The organism is Vibrio sp. S12_S33 (assembly GCF_963889785.1).
GTDB lineage: Bacteria > Pseudomonadota > Gammaproteobacteria > Enterobacterales > Vibrionaceae > Vibrio > Vibrio aestuarianus.
Genome location: NZ_CAWPQZ010000042.1, coordinates 1 through 17373, shown reverse-complemented (window position 1 = coordinate 17373; position 17373 = coordinate 1). Strand labels below are relative to the sequence as shown.

At 39.5% G+C, this 17373-nt stretch carries 15 protein-coding genes, 1 tRNA gene and 1 pseudogene; 10 read left to right on the top strand and 7 right to left on the bottom strand.

Annotation, left to right across the window (positions count from 1 at the left end; all coding sequences use genetic code 11):
• Positions 1 to 3 precede the first annotated feature (3 nt).
• Positions 4 to 657, bottom strand: a complete 654-nt coding sequence (locus AACW06_RS15680) for a restriction endonuclease subunit S (RefSeq protein ID WP_238336728.1) — start codon at positions 655 to 657, stop codon at positions 4 to 6.
• A gap of 493 nt (positions 658 to 1150) precedes the next feature.
• Here AACW06_RS15680 and AACW06_RS15675 point away from each other — a divergent pair, with 493 nt between their 5' ends.
• The 4 genes from AACW06_RS15675 to abiEi all read left to right on the top strand — a co-directional run bounded on the left by AACW06_RS15675 (position 1151) and on the right by abiEi (position 5484).
• Positions 1151 to 2233 (top strand): tyrosine-type recombinase/integrase, encoded by a 1083-nt coding sequence (locus AACW06_RS15675; protein WP_176245928.1) that lies wholly within the window; start codon positions 1151 to 1153, stop codon positions 2231 to 2233.
• An 82-nt stretch (positions 2234 to 2315) separates the two neighbouring features.
• Complete coding sequence (locus AACW06_RS15670) at positions 2316 to 3842, top strand: hypothetical protein (protein WP_192075782.1); 1527 nt, start codon at positions 2316 to 2318, stop codon at positions 3840 to 3842.
• Between the two features lie 66 nt (positions 3843 to 3908).
• Complete coding sequence (locus AACW06_RS15665) at positions 3909 to 4910, top strand: hypothetical protein (protein WP_192075781.1); 1002 nt, start codon at positions 3909 to 3911, stop codon at positions 4908 to 4910.
• Between the two features lie 46 nt (positions 4911 to 4956).
• Complete coding sequence (abiEi, locus tag AACW06_RS15660; RefSeq protein ID WP_192075780.1) at positions 4957 to 5484, top strand: type IV toxin-antitoxin system AbiEi family antitoxin; 528 nt, start codon at positions 4957 to 4959, stop codon at positions 5482 to 5484.
• 10 nt (positions 5485 to 5494) lie between these two features.
• Here the strand turns inward: abiEi and AACW06_RS15655 are convergent, their stop codons facing one another.
• Positions 5495 to 5875: an HVO_A0114 family putative DNA-binding protein gene (locus AACW06_RS15655; protein ID WP_192075779.1), complete on the bottom strand. Its 381-nt coding sequence runs from the start codon at positions 5873 to 5875 to the stop codon at positions 5495 to 5497.
• Positions 5876 to 6114: 239 nt separating this feature from the next.
• Between AACW06_RS15655 and AACW06_RS15650 the strand changes: the two genes are divergently transcribed.
• Positions 6115 to 6357 carry a hypothetical protein gene (locus tag AACW06_RS15650; protein ID WP_176245924.1) on the top strand — a complete coding sequence of 81 codons (243 nt, stop codon included), beginning with the start codon at positions 6115 to 6117 and terminating at the stop codon, positions 6355 to 6357.
• Between the two features lie 303 nt (positions 6358 to 6660).
• Positions 6661 to 6807 carry an SMODS domain-containing nucleotidyltransferase gene (locus AACW06_RS21045; protein ID WP_171981100.1) on the top strand — a complete coding sequence of 49 codons (147 nt, stop codon included), beginning with the start codon at positions 6661 to 6663 and terminating at the stop codon, positions 6805 to 6807.
• Between the two features lie 723 nt (positions 6808 to 7530).
• Here AACW06_RS21045 and AACW06_RS15645 read toward each other — a convergent pair.
• The 3 genes from AACW06_RS15645 to AACW06_RS15635 are packed head-to-tail and all read right to left on the bottom strand — an operon-like array spanning position 7531 to position 10725.
• Entirely contained in the window at positions 7531 to 8625 is a 1095-nt protein-coding gene (locus AACW06_RS15645; RefSeq protein ID WP_176245923.1) for a KTSC domain-containing protein, read from the bottom strand.
• Positions 8615 to 9430 (bottom strand): carbohydrate-binding protein, encoded by an 816-nt coding sequence (locus AACW06_RS15640; protein ID WP_176245922.1) that lies wholly within the window; start codon positions 9428 to 9430, stop codon positions 8615 to 8617. Before AACW06_RS15640 ends, AACW06_RS15645 begins: the two co-directional genes overlap by 11 nt.
• 8 nt (positions 9431 to 9438) lie before the next feature.
• Entirely contained in the window at positions 9439 to 10725 is a 1287-nt protein-coding gene (locus AACW06_RS15635; RefSeq protein ID WP_192075778.1) for an endonuclease/exonuclease/phosphatase family protein, read from the bottom strand.
• 586 nt (positions 10726 to 11311) lie between these two features.
• Here AACW06_RS15635 and AACW06_RS15630 point away from each other — a divergent pair.
• Both AACW06_RS15630 and AACW06_RS15625 read left to right on the top strand, forming a co-directional pair.
• On the top strand, positions 11312 to 12340 hold the full coding sequence (locus AACW06_RS15630; protein WP_192075777.1) for an SIR2 family NAD-dependent protein deacylase: 1029 nt from the start codon (positions 11312 to 11314) through the stop codon (positions 12338 to 12340).
• Positions 12321 to 12446: a hypothetical protein gene (locus AACW06_RS15625; RefSeq protein WP_272956764.1), complete on the top strand. Its 126-nt coding sequence runs from the start codon at positions 12321 to 12323 to the stop codon at positions 12444 to 12446. Before AACW06_RS15630 ends, AACW06_RS15625 begins: the two co-directional genes overlap by 20 nt.
• Positions 12447 to 13099: 653 nt before the next feature.
• On the opposite strand, the gene AACW06_RS15620 is transcribed toward AACW06_RS15625, so the two are convergent.
• Complete coding sequence (locus tag AACW06_RS15620) at positions 13100 to 13354, bottom strand: helix-turn-helix domain-containing protein (protein WP_045545705.1); 255 nt, start codon at positions 13352 to 13354, stop codon at positions 13100 to 13102.
• Between the two features lie 675 nt (positions 13355 to 14029).
• On the opposite strand from AACW06_RS15620, the pseudogene AACW06_RS15615 reads away from it, so the two are divergent.
• Positions 14030 to 14353, top strand: a pseudogene (locus AACW06_RS15615) (transposase); the annotation flags it as partial.
• A gap of 41 nt (positions 14354 to 14394) precedes the next feature.
• Here AACW06_RS15615 and AACW06_RS15610 read toward each other — a convergent pair.
• Entirely contained in the window at positions 14395 to 16839 is a 2445-nt protein-coding gene (locus AACW06_RS15610) for a M9 family metallopeptidase (protein ID WP_192075776.1), read from the bottom strand.
• Between the two features lie 311 nt (positions 16840 to 17150).
• Here AACW06_RS15610 and AACW06_RS15605 point away from each other — a divergent pair.
• Positions 17151 to 17241, top strand: a tRNA-Ser gene (locus AACW06_RS15605).
• The last annotated feature ends 132 nt before the right edge of the window (positions 17242 to 17373 follow it).

Genomic DNA, 17373 nt, shown 5'->3' with positions numbered 1-17373 from the left:
CCTTTATTGGTTTGAATTATTCAGTAAGTCGTTAGCAATAGCATTGAGTTGCTGCTGACGGTTGTTTATAAGCTTATGAAGTAAGGCATTTTCTTTGATGCTGGCTTCATAGAGCTTGGCAATGGTGTTTTGTTTGCAAAGCATTGGCAGTGCGATTGGCGTTGCTGCAAGCACTGGCTTACGAATGCTGATCTGGAAGCTGCCTTCCGCACTACGCTTAAAGTAGGTTTGAGCTGGTAACTGGTTAAGTTGCCAAGTGAGGAACTGAGGGTTCACTTTATCCTCCCACTCAGGTTTTACTCTGAGCAAAAACAGACTTGGCGCACAGGTGGTCATTTCTAATGCTTCATGCACATAACACGCAAGGTGCTTGCTGCCTTTCGCACTAAACAAGATATCACCTTGCTGTAACCAATCCGCATCACGCTTACCTGTTAGGTCAGTCACGATCAAATCATTGGTTTGTAGCTCACCTAACGGTGAAATATCTTTCGCCTGAACCGCTCTAACGCTTCCACTTGGGATATCTCTTATCGCCCCTCGAAATGGGTAGCCAGCTTGTATTGTGACGCATTCTGCAAGTGCGATTGTTACTGTTCGCTCTTGTTCAGAAGACGCTGACTGGTCATTGCTTACAACCATTGGGTTGTGCCTCATTTGTCATTTCTTCCCCACATTGTCGCACCATACTTTTTCTATGCAACGCATTTTTACAGTAATTGTATGATGCAAATAAAACTTTGACGTCAAAACCCAACCAATCTGGTTTTTATTGCAGCAATACAATGGTGCGGGTGAAATTTAATGAAAATAATCAAGCATGATGTGAATTTTGGGGGGTTACCTTACTTCGGTTCTCTGCGTTCTAGTGAGCAGATCTTGCGAGTTACTTTAGCCAGGTTGGTTAAAATTTGTTCAAACAGTTCATTTTTACGAAAAAAATTTCTCTTCCGAAAATCCACAAACGCCCTCTCCTTATCCGCTTGATAAATTATCTTAAATTTAACATCGCTCGTCTTTTATTATATATAAACAAGGGCAGAGTAAATAATTTATTGTTATTTTTCAGAGAGTTGCATTCTTGACAAGGTTTTATCTTGGTCGTAATTTCCATTTCGAATCAATCAAAAATCGAAAAAGAGAAATAATTATGACAGTAAAAACAATGAGCAGCACTCAAAGCTTCAGTCACTATCTAGACATTTTTATTGCGGACGGTGAGTATCGCAAAGTTAAATCTACAAAAAATGGGGAACAACCTCGGATCAACAGATTACGTAAAATTTTTGGTGAAGAAGACTTACGTTCAATCAAGCATAGTACTCTTCGAATGACGATTGCAGGATGGCATTCACACTTAAAAAATAAAACCATTAATGAGCACTTAACTATTTTACGATTTGTATTCTCAACGGGTTTAGCGGATCAGATCATCGATCATAATCCCACGGAAAACATAAAGAACTTATTGGTAGAAAAAACAGAACCCGATCCCTTCACCAAGATAGAAATCGCTCGACTATCGAATTGTAACGATGTTTGCCCACAGATAAAAAATGCAACAGCACTGGATATTCTGACTGGCCTCCGTATTAGCGAACTCGTCGCCTTGTGCTGGGACGATATCGATTGGGAAAACAAAAAACTTTATGTCCGTCGCGCTTGTGTCCTTGATGTTTATAAATGCCCGAAAACGACAGATTCGGTACGTGATGTCGATCTAAACCCGCTTGCTATTTCTATTTTGAGATCGCAGCTAAAACTGACGGGGAAACGTCGAAGTAAAACCGTCAATGTTTTGCAACGCGATAATAAAACATTAAAACAAGAATCTCTTAACTTCATCTTCGTGAATACTAAAACGAATCAACCGTTCACAGATGCTAAAGAGTTCACTGAGCGTTTTTTCAAAAACTATCTCATTGCTGCTGGTGTGAGACATCGCGGAGTCGGCCAACTACGTCACACATTTGCATCTCAATGCCTAACAGCTGGCATCAACAAAGAGTGGTTAGCCCAACAGATGGGACATAGTGATACTAAAATGATTGATCGTCACTACGGAAAGTGGATCCGTGAAGACTCTTTTGATTGTTCATTACAAGCTGCTCGGCATTTACAAGACTCTTTTGGGTTACTCATATCAGACGGTGACATAAAACTGCCTTCTAAGGTTGCATTGGATCTATCGAAAAAACATCAGTTACTGAACAACCAATTGGAGAGTAACTAATGACTAAAATAAAAAGTGTAATGCAAGTACAACCAGTTGGCTTTAGATTACAGTTATCTACTCGACCTTGTGGAGGTCGAGTATGAAGACAACCCATCTTTATCATAGCAGGGTAAACTTTACATCAAGAAAAGATGACCGAAGAGCTTGTGAGGCATCATTAAGGCATTCACTTCGGATCACTCATCAGGTCACCAAGGGGGACATATTTGTCCCTTTAGAAACCAAATCATCTATACAGTGGTTACCTGAGTTATTAGCCTGTAACAAAATATACATAAACGGGAAAGTGTCCTATTTAGACAAGTGGGGACATGAAGAAAAATGGGACTTACTATATCAAGTAGCACCCACTCCTAAACTTCATATGCATAAGAAGTTACAAAGTCAACGCTCCAGCTATAAACATAAAATAAAGAAAGCAATAGCGTCCTTGCTAAAAGCTGGGAATGATGACGTTGCTGAGTTTTTAAATGACATTCTCAATACAAAAGGTCGTTGCTCATACAGCAAAATTTCGCGATTTGAGCTTCTTCAGATGACATATAAAGCACAGCGTATCAAGATGCTAGAAAAATATCTTAACGCACATAATCAGCTGGTTTCATTTCCACATGCTAATAGTCTTTATGTACAGGAGGGTATATTTAAAATTCCAGCTCAATGGAATGTGAGCAATAAATTAATAACCACTGAAGAGTACATTCACTTTACTGAGTTTTTCTTGCAGCATCATTTTCCAGAATATCCGATTCTTTTTGTTGTCGCACACGACGATGAAAGATCGGTAGATGAAGATACTGGAGCACACTCGCACTATTTTTTGTCAGGACGAAACTCAATAACAGATGAATTTGATTTACTTAAAGCTCAGGTTTCTGTCGTAAATAAATATATCCAACTGCAACATCCAGAGACAAAAATAGAATTAGCTTTTAATAAAAAAGGTAAGCTAAGCCGACTTCAAAACAAGCTATTTGGTGAGTACTTTCAACGATTAGTTTTCGACTTTGCCAACAAGCACTTGCTTCATGCTAAAGGTCTTCATGCGGAGTTAGCTCCTGAAAGTGAGCGCCGCTCTGAACAAAGAAAGCAGATGAATAGAGAGTCAAAACTCCCTAAAGAAGAAAGAACCTACAATTTTCAGAACCGCTTAATTGAAGCTCAACAAGCCAAACTGGCTGAGCTTGAGCAGCAGACACAAATACAAAAACAGTTATTGGACGAAACCGTCATGCAGCAAAGCATCGCGCTAGGCGAATTGATGATGCAAGAAGATCAAAAAGAGCAAAATGACCAAGAGTTAACGATTCAGCAGAAAACCATAACTGAACTTCGAACTGAGAGACGCAAACTTGAACGAGTTTTAGACTCGTTGAAAGAAGGACTAATTGAACCTCTCAGCCGTTTTTGTCAGCAAGTCTTCCTTGGGTTGAAAGCTCAGCAATCAGGGCAGCAGAAGATGGTGGAATCCTTTTTAGATACGACAATGAAAGAAATGCTCATGCTCCCGCCACACATACAAACAAGAGCCAAAATATTGTTGAAATCCGTCGATTTGGAACCAAACAAAATGGCTGATCGTGAAACACAGCAGCTCGATAAGTAAAGTTAGTTAGTTAGTTAGTTAGTAACTTAACAAACCTTGATAATAACAATAATAATGGTGATGATAATGGCTAGGCCTAAATCTTATACAGATCAAGATCTTATTCAAATAGTACAAGAAATTTTAAGTCAAGGAGATGAAATATCTACTTGGCGTATCAAAGAACAGTTGGGGCGCGGAAAATTATCAACTATCAAGCGAGATTTGGAACGACTAATCGACTCTGGAGAAATTGATACGGCGCGTAAAGAGCAAAATACTGCTATTACTGAAAACCCTGTAATCGCGTCTTATGAATTACCCATTGAGGTTCAAAATCTACTAGCCCAGTCTGAGCAAGAAATTTGCAAAATAATTCAGCGCATTACCACATCCTTAAATTGCCAAGTTCATCAACATTATGAAAACTTGATGAGTGCTCGTATTCACGAATTCGATACCAAAACTGACTTAGCAATCAAAGCTCAAGCCATGGCAGAAAATACATGTTCTGAAATGGAAGAGCGACTCTTAAAGCAAATTGAACTGAATGAATCACTCGAAGAAAAAATTGAACACTTAGACGAATTGCTTATGGAGTCTAGACTTCAGCAATCTGATCTAATCAAGACGAACAACCAGCTTACAAACTCTCTCAAACATACAACGGAGAAGCTAGACAGTCATCAAGAGACCATCAATGAGCTAAAGGCTAGCTTGGCAAAAATTGAGAAAGGTTTTTCTGCCCAAGCGGTACAGCTTGACTACTCACGCAATGAAGCAAAGAGCTATGAGTTGAAACTATCCGAACAGATAGAATGCCATGAACAAACTGTTCAGAAGATGAACGAAGTATTGGCTGAACTCAAATCAACACAATCAGCACTAGAGAAATCGGATGTATTTCTTCAAAAGCTGCAATCTGAACATCAAGAGCTTTCAGTTAACAATAAATTATTGGAAAACAGTTTACGTCAGTCTCAAGAGACGATAACCGATCTGAACACCAGAAACCAAAAGCTTGAGCAGCAGCTTTCACAAAGGGGAGAGAAAAGTGATTCTCTCAATAAGCTATTAAGTGAACAATAAGGTATGCTATTGTTATCTTTAATGTTGATTTAATTGGATCGCTAGCATGGACATTAAGACCGCCTTACAAAGATTGTACAAGTTCGATTGGCAGGGAATTTATGTCTATACCAAAAGTAATCTACGGCGAGTGTTTTTTGATGACAGTGCCGAAGCTTTTAAGCAGAGCTTACCGCGTTTGATCAAGTTTGGCGTGCTAGAGCGAGCATGCAGAGGGGTTTATGTTTTTGCTTTAAGTCGTCATAAAGGCGGCTATACCATTGAATATGTTGCGAAAAGCCTTAGACGTGGTGAATATAACTACATCTCACTTGAATCCGCTCTTTCAGAGTATGGTGCCATTTCTCAAATCCCAATTGATCGTTTGACAGTGATGACGACGGGAAGAAAAGGGACTTTTAAAACGCCATATGGTGTTATCGAGTTTACACATACTGAACGTAGTGACATTGACATCCTGAACAATACGATTCTTTACGATAGACCATTAAGAATCGCAAGGAAATCGGCGGCGATTCGAGACTTAAAACGCGTCGGTAGAAATACGCATATGCTATGTAATGAGTTCGATTGAATGGAGTTATCTATCGATTACCTTGCAGTTCATTCTCTAGTTCTTGTCCGAAGACAATCTCAAAATCGGAGAATAGAGCAATTGGTCGCGAAGCTGTTCCTTGCTTTTCGATGCGTACAAAGCCTTTAGATGAAAGGACGTTGATTGTATTTGATAGTTCACAGATATCAATTTTACTTATGTTAGCTAGTTCCGTAAGATTGTGTGGCTGTTCCTTTGCTATTAGAAGCATCAGTTCAATGTTTTCCCTGCTGAGAACCTTTGAAACCTCATCCAATGATGTGAACCAGAGTTTTGGGATATCTTCGCTCGGCTGAACTGATCCAGTAACGACATTAATCATATATTTACGAATGGTGTCTTCTGACACAATTCCGATTCGAGCTTTCATTCGTTTCCCTTCGTGTATGAATTATAGTAATAAGTATCAGTAACATATGGGGGTTTCAGCACCTATGCAAATGTTAATCTTTGGGTGCCTCAAATCATACTGATAACTCGGAAGGGAACCTTCTTAGTTGCCTAAATCACCTTTGCCTCAAACCTTGCTGTCTGTTGGTTTACGGTGTTTGTCTGGTAACTCACCATGTTATACATTATCTAATGTCATCATGTGCCGAGAAGTGAAAAATGAGTAAAATGCGACCATCAAAGAAAGAACTTCTTGAGGGAATGACCCCTTCTACTGTACACGCTGATGAAATTGCAAATGTAGCATCAGGTGAGTTAGGGCTAGAGCAAAACGATTCTCTTACGGAAGAAGAGAAAATGAGGTTAGTTTGCTCTCGATTTTTGGATATCAAAGAAGATGACTTAATGGAAGGCGATGAGTTTTTCACTGAATTAGATTCGGGTAAGTACGATGAAGCTTAGCTTGCGGATATTATACACATAATGTCTGAAATCTACCCACCTTTGAGCCAACTGGTTTGATGTTGCCACGCCATTGTCCCAATGCGTTTAGCTGACGCGTTTTTGCCCCAAAGTGAGCTACGGCTCGAATTGTTATTTCAGACAATTTTCTAGTTTTGAGATACAAAAAGTAATGGATGGCAAGAGGCAAGACCTGACCCCATAGCTTTTCGAAAAAGTTAAATATTTCTGACATATACCTTGTGTTCGCTCTAAATGCCCCCAAATAAAACGTAGGTATTTCAACTAGCTATTGAGGTGTAAATGAGCGTATCTGACAAGTTTTCAACTTTCTGTACCAACTTGCGTATGAGTGATGTGGTTATATCTAACATCTCATATAGGACGAAGCAAATAACTAAGCGCATTAACAGTGACTTTAGAGGTATAGACTCAGATACCAGATTGTGATGGCTAATTCACGGAAAATACTAGTTCTTTTGGTGCGCCAGTGTAATGTTCATTATTCGTAGCATGATCCTAATTTCATCTAACAGCTAGAGACTTCAATGACCTCGGGCATAGGATATTAAACAAACATCGATTGATGCGCTGCGAACGCAGTGCTGATTGCGAGCGGCTAACGCCGCAGGAGGCCAATGACTAAATAGCTGTTCCTAAATGTAGGTATACCAAGCTGATTTGCATTTAAAGGAAAGACGTTTACGGAGTTATGTTTAACCGCAATAGCACAAGGATGTTCACATACCTCGACCCCGAATCAATGAAATTTCAACATAGCGTAGGTCAAATAGAAACTCATATTTAGGCGTATTAGATGAGGGCATAGCATGCAAAGCAAGGAAACTAATAGCAACATGTATTTTCGTTCGATGGTGGCGATACAGATAAACACACCACCATCGGTGAGACATTATTCGTATAGTATATTTATTACCTTTATGTGGATACAACCAGGGCGAACTCATGAACATTATTTACTCAGCTTGAGTGCAAATCTTAAGCAAGCCCTGTGTGATATTTGAACACCGAGACCTTTTTTATCGAACCGCTGAAAAGAAAGTCACTCTATTAGATCAAATATCAAACACACGTGCGGCTACCCTGCCCTAGAACGCTGAAATGCCTATTAGAAATTTGATAAAGAGAGTCCTATCTAATAATCATAACCTATTATGGTTCTAATTGTGTGAACGTGTATTTTCCTCGGATATTTTTGTTGAAATAAGAGCCGTGAGATGTCGAATCATAAAAGCTATTCCATAAGGGCAACGGGACATTGTCATATCGGTATCCACCACCATCTCTAAATCGAATGTCCAAGATCTTGCTCACTTCAGAATACCCGATATGTGAGATCGCGGAGGAGCTGGAAGGGTGTTGGTCAAAAATTGGAAAAGGAACAAGGTTTCTCGTTATTCTACTGATGTTATCGGCAATCACGGATGCTTGACCATGAGAGTGTAAATATGACGCCATAAGACCATGTCCAGTCGCATCCAATAAATTCTCAACGGCTTTGTAATTAGCTGGCACAGCACCTAACAGTTGCCTAACTGCGTCCATGACAATGTCATTGTCATTGGTTAGGACCCCGACAAGATTCGGATTATTACTTCCAAACTCCCCCCCTACTGAGCTTGCGGGGCTAGCGATCCCCATCATGCCGAGCATAGGGTAGTCCTTTAAGTTCGCTCCATTTTCATATGTATAAGTGTTTGTCATTTCATTTACTAAGGCATTCGCATAGAAGTTGCCCTGTGAATGACCAATCAACACAGTTCTCGCACAGCTGTTCAATGCGATTCGTAACCCATTCATGGCGTATTGGAAATCCACCTCTGATTCGATTTCATGGTCTGGAAGAAAACTCATAAGATCAATTAAAAATGGGGTAATAGTACTGAATTGATCTGACGACAGCTCGTAAATAAAACCACCAAGAATGGATGTCAACACAATATACTCAGGACTGTGTCTGTCTAAATCTTGATACTTTTGTCTTGCCACTTGATAAAGCTGTTTGATGTGGCCTTCATACTGGTTATAGGCACCTTTGACCTCACCATTTTTACGAAAGTGATTGAGGTAACCGTCTTGAAAATCATCCAGAGCATCTAGGTTATTTGCGTAACCAATGGCTGTGGTGTACATGCCGTTAACGTAAAAAAGCTGCAACTTATCGATACTATTTTCGCACCAGGTATAGGCGTAAGCATTTGAGGCTACGATCAACGTGAGAGCTGTTGCCATGATTTTAGTTTTCATTTTGAGTTACCAAAGTCAAGTTATTGCATGGAGATTGAGGTGGGTTGATGAGAGACAGATCTCCTTGAAGTGTCCGATACAATCTGTCTTCTGCTTCCCTCTTTTTCATCGCCCGCTCGAACGTATTAAAATAAAACTGAGTTGGACTTTTGAAATTCGGATCTGCTTTTCTGATTTCAGTGAAACAACGTGATGCGGAGATCAAATTAACGAAGATCTGTGAGGCTTCTTCTTTTGTTACAGGAATAGATTCGTCTAACCCTAGTTTGATGAGTTTTTTCCACTCTTGGCTTGCAGAAAGAGCAACATTCAACAACTCTTCGCTGCTGTAAAGATTTCTGATGGTCACTTCATAGTCGTCTCTGACACCATTATTGTCAGTATCTAAACCTTCAACAGAATCATTATCGACGGGTTTATCTGGTGATGTATCGCCATTGAACTCGAAGTTTTTTAAGTGGCGCCAAGACGATGATGTTTCTGGATACTCGTTTTGGTTCCACCAATTAGCCATATAGTATTGGCTATCGATTTTTACCAGATCTCCACCGAGGAATGCGTTTTGAGGAGTCCACGTTTTTAGGTTGTTTTCATCAACGAAAATCCAGCCATCCCAGTTAATGTCATTCTCTAGCGGCTCCACGCCCTGTGTCCAATGAGACGAGAGATATGCTTTCCCTTTCCAAGTGACTAAGTCACCAGAGTTATAGACTTGTGTGGTATTCCATTCGTTTGATGCTTGGGTATAACCCGATAGCGTTATCGCGAAAAGAACCCCAACGGAGAAGAGAGGTTTCAACTTCATATCATTCCTTAAAAGTAAATTTCCGTTTGTTCTTGAGATTTTGTATAAGTCACTTCGTCGATAAGCTCTTCGTATCTGTTTAAGATTCGAATCGTATCGCCAGTGTTGTTGAGCGTGACACCCGATGAGATGGTATGGGTGAGTATCTGGTCTTTCTTAATGTTGATATCCATCACTTCGTGAGCGAGAGAGCGATCTTGCAAAATGATCGTTCCTTGAAAATCTGGACCTATGTTGTGAATCGTGACAGTCTCTTTCCCTGTATCGCTACCTGCAGGGTTAGGGAGCAAGGATTTGATTTTTAGTGTGGGTTTCTCGCAATCTAGACAAGAAAAATCGACGTAAATGGGAATATAATCGGAAGCTCTAGTGTCGTCATTGCCTTGAATACCTATGGGCCAGTCAAAGGCTTTCGCTTGTAGTTGTCCGCCAAGGAAATCATATAAGGAAGCGCTTAAGAGAATTTGATCGTAGAGCGCTTTGTCCATTGCAAGATCAGTATCAAAGTCCTCTAGGTTCTTTTGGCGTGAACCCGTAATAGAGGGATTAATTCTTTTTACAATGGAGTCCGTGACGTCGTTGCTTTTCAATCCATAAGAGACCGCGTCCTGCTCAATCAAAGGCTCGGTCAAGTTAACAAGAAAACTCCCTTTGTTATTTTCCAAATGAAGAGTGGATAAAAGGCCGATTTCCAAGGTATTTAAGGAGCGGTCGTCTGGTGTGTCGTTAAAATCTCCGAGCAAGGCTATGTATGGGGTAGAGCTGGTGGTGATGTAGTCTATAAGGTCTAAGGCAGCTTGAGTTCGCTGCTCATCAGTAATAGAGCGTCCGTTATAGCGAGACTTAGCATGATGATTAAGAAAGAGGATTTCCTTGTTTTTATAGGTCACATAGAGCGTTAATACCCTTCGCTCATCAATAAAATGGCTATTTGATTTTGGAAAAGCAAAATCAATATTTTCGTCTGCATTTAAGATGTTGCCTGAAGCCAATCGGAAATCTAGGCCTTTGCGAATCACAAAAGCTAAGTTCAAGTCATCTGTACTTTCATCGTCGATGATAATGTTCCATTGATCAGATGGGAAAAAGCGCTCTACAGCGTAGCGATCCCTTACCTCTTGAAGGGCAATAATGTCTGCATTGAGTTTATGAACTGTTTCTTGATAGTTGATGACCCGAACTTTGTTCATGCAGGCAGATAAAAACTTCGAGTTGTAAGTGGCTAATCGAAGGTGATCTGATGAGTAAGTGGAAAAAGAAAAAACAAGGAGTGAGAGCGCTATAAAAAATTTCAAGGAAACAATCCTATCCGATAGAATGATACCTTGAACCTTTTACATTTTTCAGATGGATTTATCTTATGATACTAAGCGCGAATGGACGGTAATCTGAAAATTACATTCCTGACAACAATATAAATTTCAGTTTACTGCGACGCGGTACAAAGTAAGTGTAACAGCCCGCTTGCACTGATCTGCTCCAGCCAGACTGGACACTCAACTAAACGAGTTTCCCATACCCAAGTTAAATCATTGATTACTAATATAACAAAGAAATGTCCAGAACTTTCGCAGTTGGCACTTCTTAACACAGAAGTGCCCCAAAGTCCGTTAGATCAAATACTCATTCATATATTGTTAACGTGCGTTTGCCCTACCAAAAGTTATCCATACTTATAATGCTGTTCGGTGCTAATCCCCATGTTGTATTACGGGGGTACTATCCACCAAACAATTGTGATTTTTGTGAATGCGTCATTGATATTTAATGGCATGCAACCCTTGTTGCATAATTATCTATCAATAGATTGCCATCATTGATAAGATGACTTTATAACGTTTGAAAATTTATGATTAGAACGAGAAAGAACGTAACCTACTTATGAAAGTGATTATTTTATCGGGGGCTGGTTTATCGGTCCCTTCAGGTTTACCTACATATGAAGTTATTCAAGAGAGTCCTGAGTATCAAGCATTTCAGACTTCCGATGTAGGTGAACTTAAAGAACATATTGAAAAAGCATGTCAAAAATACAGTACTTATAAAGAAAACAAAGCCCATTTAGAATGTATGTTCCTTGAAACATACTGCAAATCACTAGGCGTAGATTTTCAGCATTATACTCTTAATATTGATTGCCTTATCGAAAAAGCAGGCGGAAGTGCAATTCATATCCATGGCTGTTTATCTGAGCCTGAAAGCATCATTGAGTACAAAGATGTTCCTTGCGTCGACCTTTTTGCTTTAGATTGGAATCCCAACGATCTTTTGATTGTTCTCGGTGTTAGTAATTCTGGATTTCCTCTTGCAGCTATTGAGGCTAAAGCTTTGGCTGCGGGTGCAAGATTTATAAATTACAATATAGAATCAAATGTCGAAACTGTGACAGATACTACGTTAGGGGATTTGGCGGAAACATTTAGATTTCTCGACCATAAGAACTTACCCGCAATTGAGTTTATCGAGGTGGACTTAGAGTTTATTGTCGATCAGCTTAAATGTAATATTGAAGGTAATGAATATGTTATATATTTAACTCCTTCAACTGAATGTGATTTTAGTGACGAGCGTTTAGAGGAAACCGAAGCTCTTGTTGGAATGACTCTTGGTGAAAATTGCTATGAAATTAAGTTTGATTTACAATCAAACATAGACAATGAAACATGGTTTGAACCGCCCCAAAAAACAGTAACAAGACGTCAGTTGAATTTATTGGGTCGTGTTATTGCTGCTTTGATACTTTCTCACTCAGCGAGTAGAAAAGGTATCGTTTATACTGCATCAGCTGTAGATGAAAGACTGGTGTCATTTTATAATATGCTTGCAAAAAGGTATGCTGATCAACTAAACTATACTGCATGGTGTAGTTTTGGCACTGAAAGGATAAATTATGCGTTCAAAAAGAAATGAAGTCAGTAACACACGTAAAGTTGAGGCTATGCGTAAGTTATCTCAAGCTTGTAATGCTGCGATCAAAGCAGGCAAAGCAAAGAAAGCTGTTCTTATTATGCAATAATTAACACTAAACTGATATTTTAAAGCCGACATGTTTGTCGGCTTTTTTGATCTTTCAACAATGTCACTAACTTTAGTTGAACTTAATCCTCTCAATAGATCTTATATATTTTTTTAATGTTTTCAATGCTTTAAGTTTTAACTCTGACTTGACCTCTAACAATGCTAATCCAGTGATGATTTTTTAAGCGCTAACTAATTGACCTGTTGGTAATTCCAATCGGTCAAAGTGCATTTTAAGTCCACCCCAACCTTCCGCACTCAAAGTGAGAGTGTGTGCAAGTTGTTGGTATGAAGCTTGACTTAACCTAATGAGACATAATACGCACTGTGAACTCTACCAAAAGAACACGTTGTGCATTATAAAAATTTATTCATAGATTGCTAATGTTCGATTTTCAGAAACTCACTTTTGTCCAATTGTGAGTTTCAGAAGCTGCAATTCATCTGTGATCACCAAGCAATTCGTCTGGACACATATTGAGATTTACAAGTTAGTCTATAACATTGAGCATGGATCATGATTCACTAGAACTTTCCGCTGAGGTCAACCTGGTAATCACCGACGATCTCATCCATCTCCCGCTTATGTGTAGATGTTACTATTACAAGGTTCTGGCTGCTTTCTTCGATATTGGTTTCGTTTAAGACGATTTACCAATCGTCAGCATCACGAAACTTGGCTTTCTCTCTGCTTGCAGACTTATCTTCAATATGTAGCTCAAGGTCGAGAGATGACAAAAGACGCATTAAGCTCTCAATACTTGAAGAGGCAGGATCTCGTTCCAATTTGGATACGGTTGTTTGCTTTAAGCCAACAATATCGCCGACTTTGGTTTGATTGCGCTTTTGATTTCGACGGATATCTCTCAGGTATATGCCTAACTGCTTGGGACCCGTAATCAACATTGTACTCTCCAGAACGTTTTAACCCCAATAGAGGATAATATCATATTTATCCTCTATTGGGGTTAAAATTAGCATTCTTTTATACAGTGGATACGGTTTCCCCTGGTACTCTTAGTAGGCAAATTCCTATAAAATTTTATCGAGTTATCTGCTTGATTCACTTGCTAAGTTAAGCTGTTTTTGTATACTAAATGTGATTCACAACTGTCAACGCGACATTTGATTGATAATCGAAGAAAGCTAACAAACTCAAGAGCTTGATAAATATAGGTTTTCAAAGAGATAGGGTTCAAATCCCTATCTCTCCGCCACTTTTAAAGAAAAACCGCTGTTTTTACAGCGGTTTTTTCGTTTTTATACTTCAAAAGTCGACAAATACAAAAGGATAATACAGATGTATTTGTTCAGACTTCCAAATAGCGTGTATTACACACGTGTTACAATCTCGACTTCCCTTCAAAAAAACGGTTTTCCGAAGGAATTCCGCCCATCCCTAATCACACCTGAACGTCGCTTAGCTTACAAACGCAACCTTAACCAAACAAAAATAATCTTTGAGCTTTTAGAATTGACACAAACGAAGTCGTTATCTTTTCCAGACTTTAAGCAAAGGCTCAATGCAGAAATTAACCGACTTAGAAACTCTTTTAACCAACGAGTCAGTGATGGAGGTTTCTAATACATGCGGAAAGTTTAATAGAGTAACTCGATGAAGTTAATACCATCGTTTTTGATAAAGGATATGACAGCGAACTTTTTCGCTGTTTTGTTAAGAAGCAAGGCGGAAAAACGGTAATTGCTAAGCGAAATTACGGATAAGATATAGAGAAAGACAGCAAGGATTGGTGTTTATACAAGCACCGTCATTTGGTCGAAAACGCCTTCGCAAGAATTAAGCATTATCAAGCTATTTCAAGTAGATACGACAATCTGGAAAGAAACTATGCTAGCATATTATCGCTGGTATTTATGTTAATGTGGCTGCCGATATATTGCTGAACATAAAACATGCAGCAAAGATCAACAGCCCCAGTACTAAATTAGTAGGCCGTTGTATAAACCTCTACTTCAGCTTTGTTTCCATTATTACTTAGCATGAAATAGACATGGCCCTTTTGATTTACTTTAAGCTCGATGAACTCTTGATTTCCAGTGTAACGTGACGCAGCATCATGTTGTTCTGGTGTTGGCCAATGAGACTGTGCGGCATAAAGATCGACATTACTTAAATGATTAGTTTGATTTTCATTTTTTTGGGTTGTTGGGGTAACCCAAATACGTACTGTTTCTTTACCTTTAGGTACATTAAAAGTCAGATAGCGGGTGTTCATGACATCTAGATTGATGGGTTCATCTGTAGTGAGAACAACAGGCGCTAAATCATCTTGTCCTGCGTTGCCACCTTGGTTACCGCCCTGATTCTCCACTTCCGCTTTAGCCAAAAGCTCAACATTGTTGAATGCTTCACGACCATAAATGTTGATGTAATAACGGCCTGCTTTAATGTAGCCATTTGCTTGAGGTTCAATAATGACGTGTTCGTTGCTACCACGGCTGAAAGATGTAAAGTCATGATCATAGTAGTACGCCACGCGATCGAAACTCGCATATAAATCGGCATCGCCTTCACCTTGAATCGATAGCTCAAGTGAGCGAGTGAACTCAGGTATGTCAATATAGAATTGTTGTCCGCTGTGCTTTTCACCTTCAAGCGTAATTGAAGTATTAAGCGCTAGCTCAGAAGCAATGGGGTCTTTTCCACCAGATGTAGTTGGTTGGTTCGTGGTTTCTAATGTATCTAACCAAGCGACAAATTCTTGATTGTACTGCTGACCAATAGTTTGGTTCTTCTGTGCCCATGCTTTGAAGTTGTTATTACGGCCGAACACTAAGAGTTGGTCAACCTCTTCTGGGTGGTTGTCCATTAAGAAACGCACAGCAAGATATCCCCAGCGGTATATTCGATTAGTGTCGTGTGAGTAGGTTGTTGCCATTACTTCTGGCAGTGAGTATGTATGAGTTTTACCTAGCTCAATTGCAGCGTTGTAACCTTCTTTGTAATGCATGTATTCGGCAAAGCCTTCAAGCCACCACACAACGTTACCTTCACGTAATACATTGCCAAAATCCCCGTATAAATTAAAGCGGCCATCTAGGTAGTGTACATATTCATGTTCTAGATTCAGAATACTAAAACCGTTAGCGTATTCATTGCGGTAAGCGACAAAGCGAGCTTTGTTATCTGGGTTTGAAGGGTTACCTTCTAAATACTGGCCGCCATTATTGGTCGTATTTCCAAAGAGGAAGCTAGAATAAGTGGCATAATCGAGCTTTGAATCAAATACAATCACTTCAACATTATCGTTATGATCATCAGCAACTGGTATGCCATTGCTATTTACTATCTGATGGAAGTCAGCCTCTTTTTCATTAAGGATTGCACAGACTTCTAATGCTTGTGCTTGATCCATTTTTTGCGCACGTACAATAGCAGGTCCATCACAAGGGTAGATAAATGGCATTACTAAGGACTCGAACTGTGCCTTGCTATTGCTTAGCCCCATAGATTCAACTTGTTCTGGTGCAAAGTGGCTCACCATTTCTGCAATGCCAACCCAAATCTTATCGGTCTTAGCGCTCTTATCACCCAATGGATAACGCTCAAGCAGGTTCTTTTGAATTGATAGCACTTGTTGTTTCGTTTCTTTATGCGGGCTTGCTAATAAACGGCTCATTTCACGTGAAGCGTTACTTACAATAAAGCTAGCGTTAGTTTCTAGTGCCCATTCATTATCGTAAATAAACTGTTCGAGTTGGTGTAGATACTCAGGGTGGTTTACCAGATCTGCATAGAAATCATCATTACCAGAGTGGCCACTCATTGCACGGAAAAGGTCATTCATTGAATTAACGAAATTGATATGTTCAGCGCTTTCAGGGGTGAAATGATTCAGTAAGGCTAACTGGTTAGCCATTGTTAGTGGTAAACGGCGAATATTATCCACCATAATGGTCATGCTTTTCAATGCAGAGCTTTGCTCGTGACCATAATTAATCGCATAAGGGGAGGTGATAAAAGCATTAATAGTTTGAGCTAGCTTTAGATCAAGCGCATCAGAGAATTCACCAAGCTGTTGCTTATTTTTAGAGCGAACGTAGTAAGCGGCACGAATAAATTCACCAAGGTTATTTATAATCACAGCTTGATCGGGCTCACCTTGGTAGCTGTTTACTTCATTTAATAAGCGTACTTGTGCTTGCTCAACGAGATGATCGCTGAAAACAGTTTGAGCATGCGTGACATTAGCTGAAAACCATTCATTGCGGCAATCGAGATCGGCACTTTCAACAGCAAGAAGCGGGTTTTGTGAGGTATAAAGTGTGTTGATTTCACACGTGGATGCGGCAGATACCTGTGAGGTATAAAAGCAACTTGAGAGTAGAATAGTCAAAACTGAGTGTTTGAATGTGTTTAAATTAGTCATAATTGTAATGGTTATATATGTGTAGTAGTTAAAGGTGTGACAACTATACGTATCGCATATTCAAATGCACGCTTATCAATATGAAACTAAGAGACTCATTCAGAAATCAACAAGTTTCTTAATAACAAATTATTACTTCCCAAATGACATGTAAAAAATCAAATGAAATCAATTTGTTAAAATTTTTTGCCTGTTTAAATGTTGATGGTGTGATCGTAAGTTAGACGGCGTGCCTATTTCTTGTACGTTTGATCTTTTTTATTCTTTTTGTGCTTTACAGGATTTAGAGAAATCCTTATTATACGCCGCATGGAGAGATGGCTGAGTGGTTGAAAGCACCGGTCTTGAAAACCGACGTACTTTAATAGAGTACCCAGGGTTCGAATCCCTGTCTCTCCGCCATTTTTAAAAAGTATCCACCGGCATAGCCGGTGGTTTTTCATATGCGCCTATAAGGCTTTCCTACTGGCAGCGCCCTAGCAGGCGCGTAGTGATCTGACATTTGCATATGACTATTTCCTGCGGCCCGTAAAC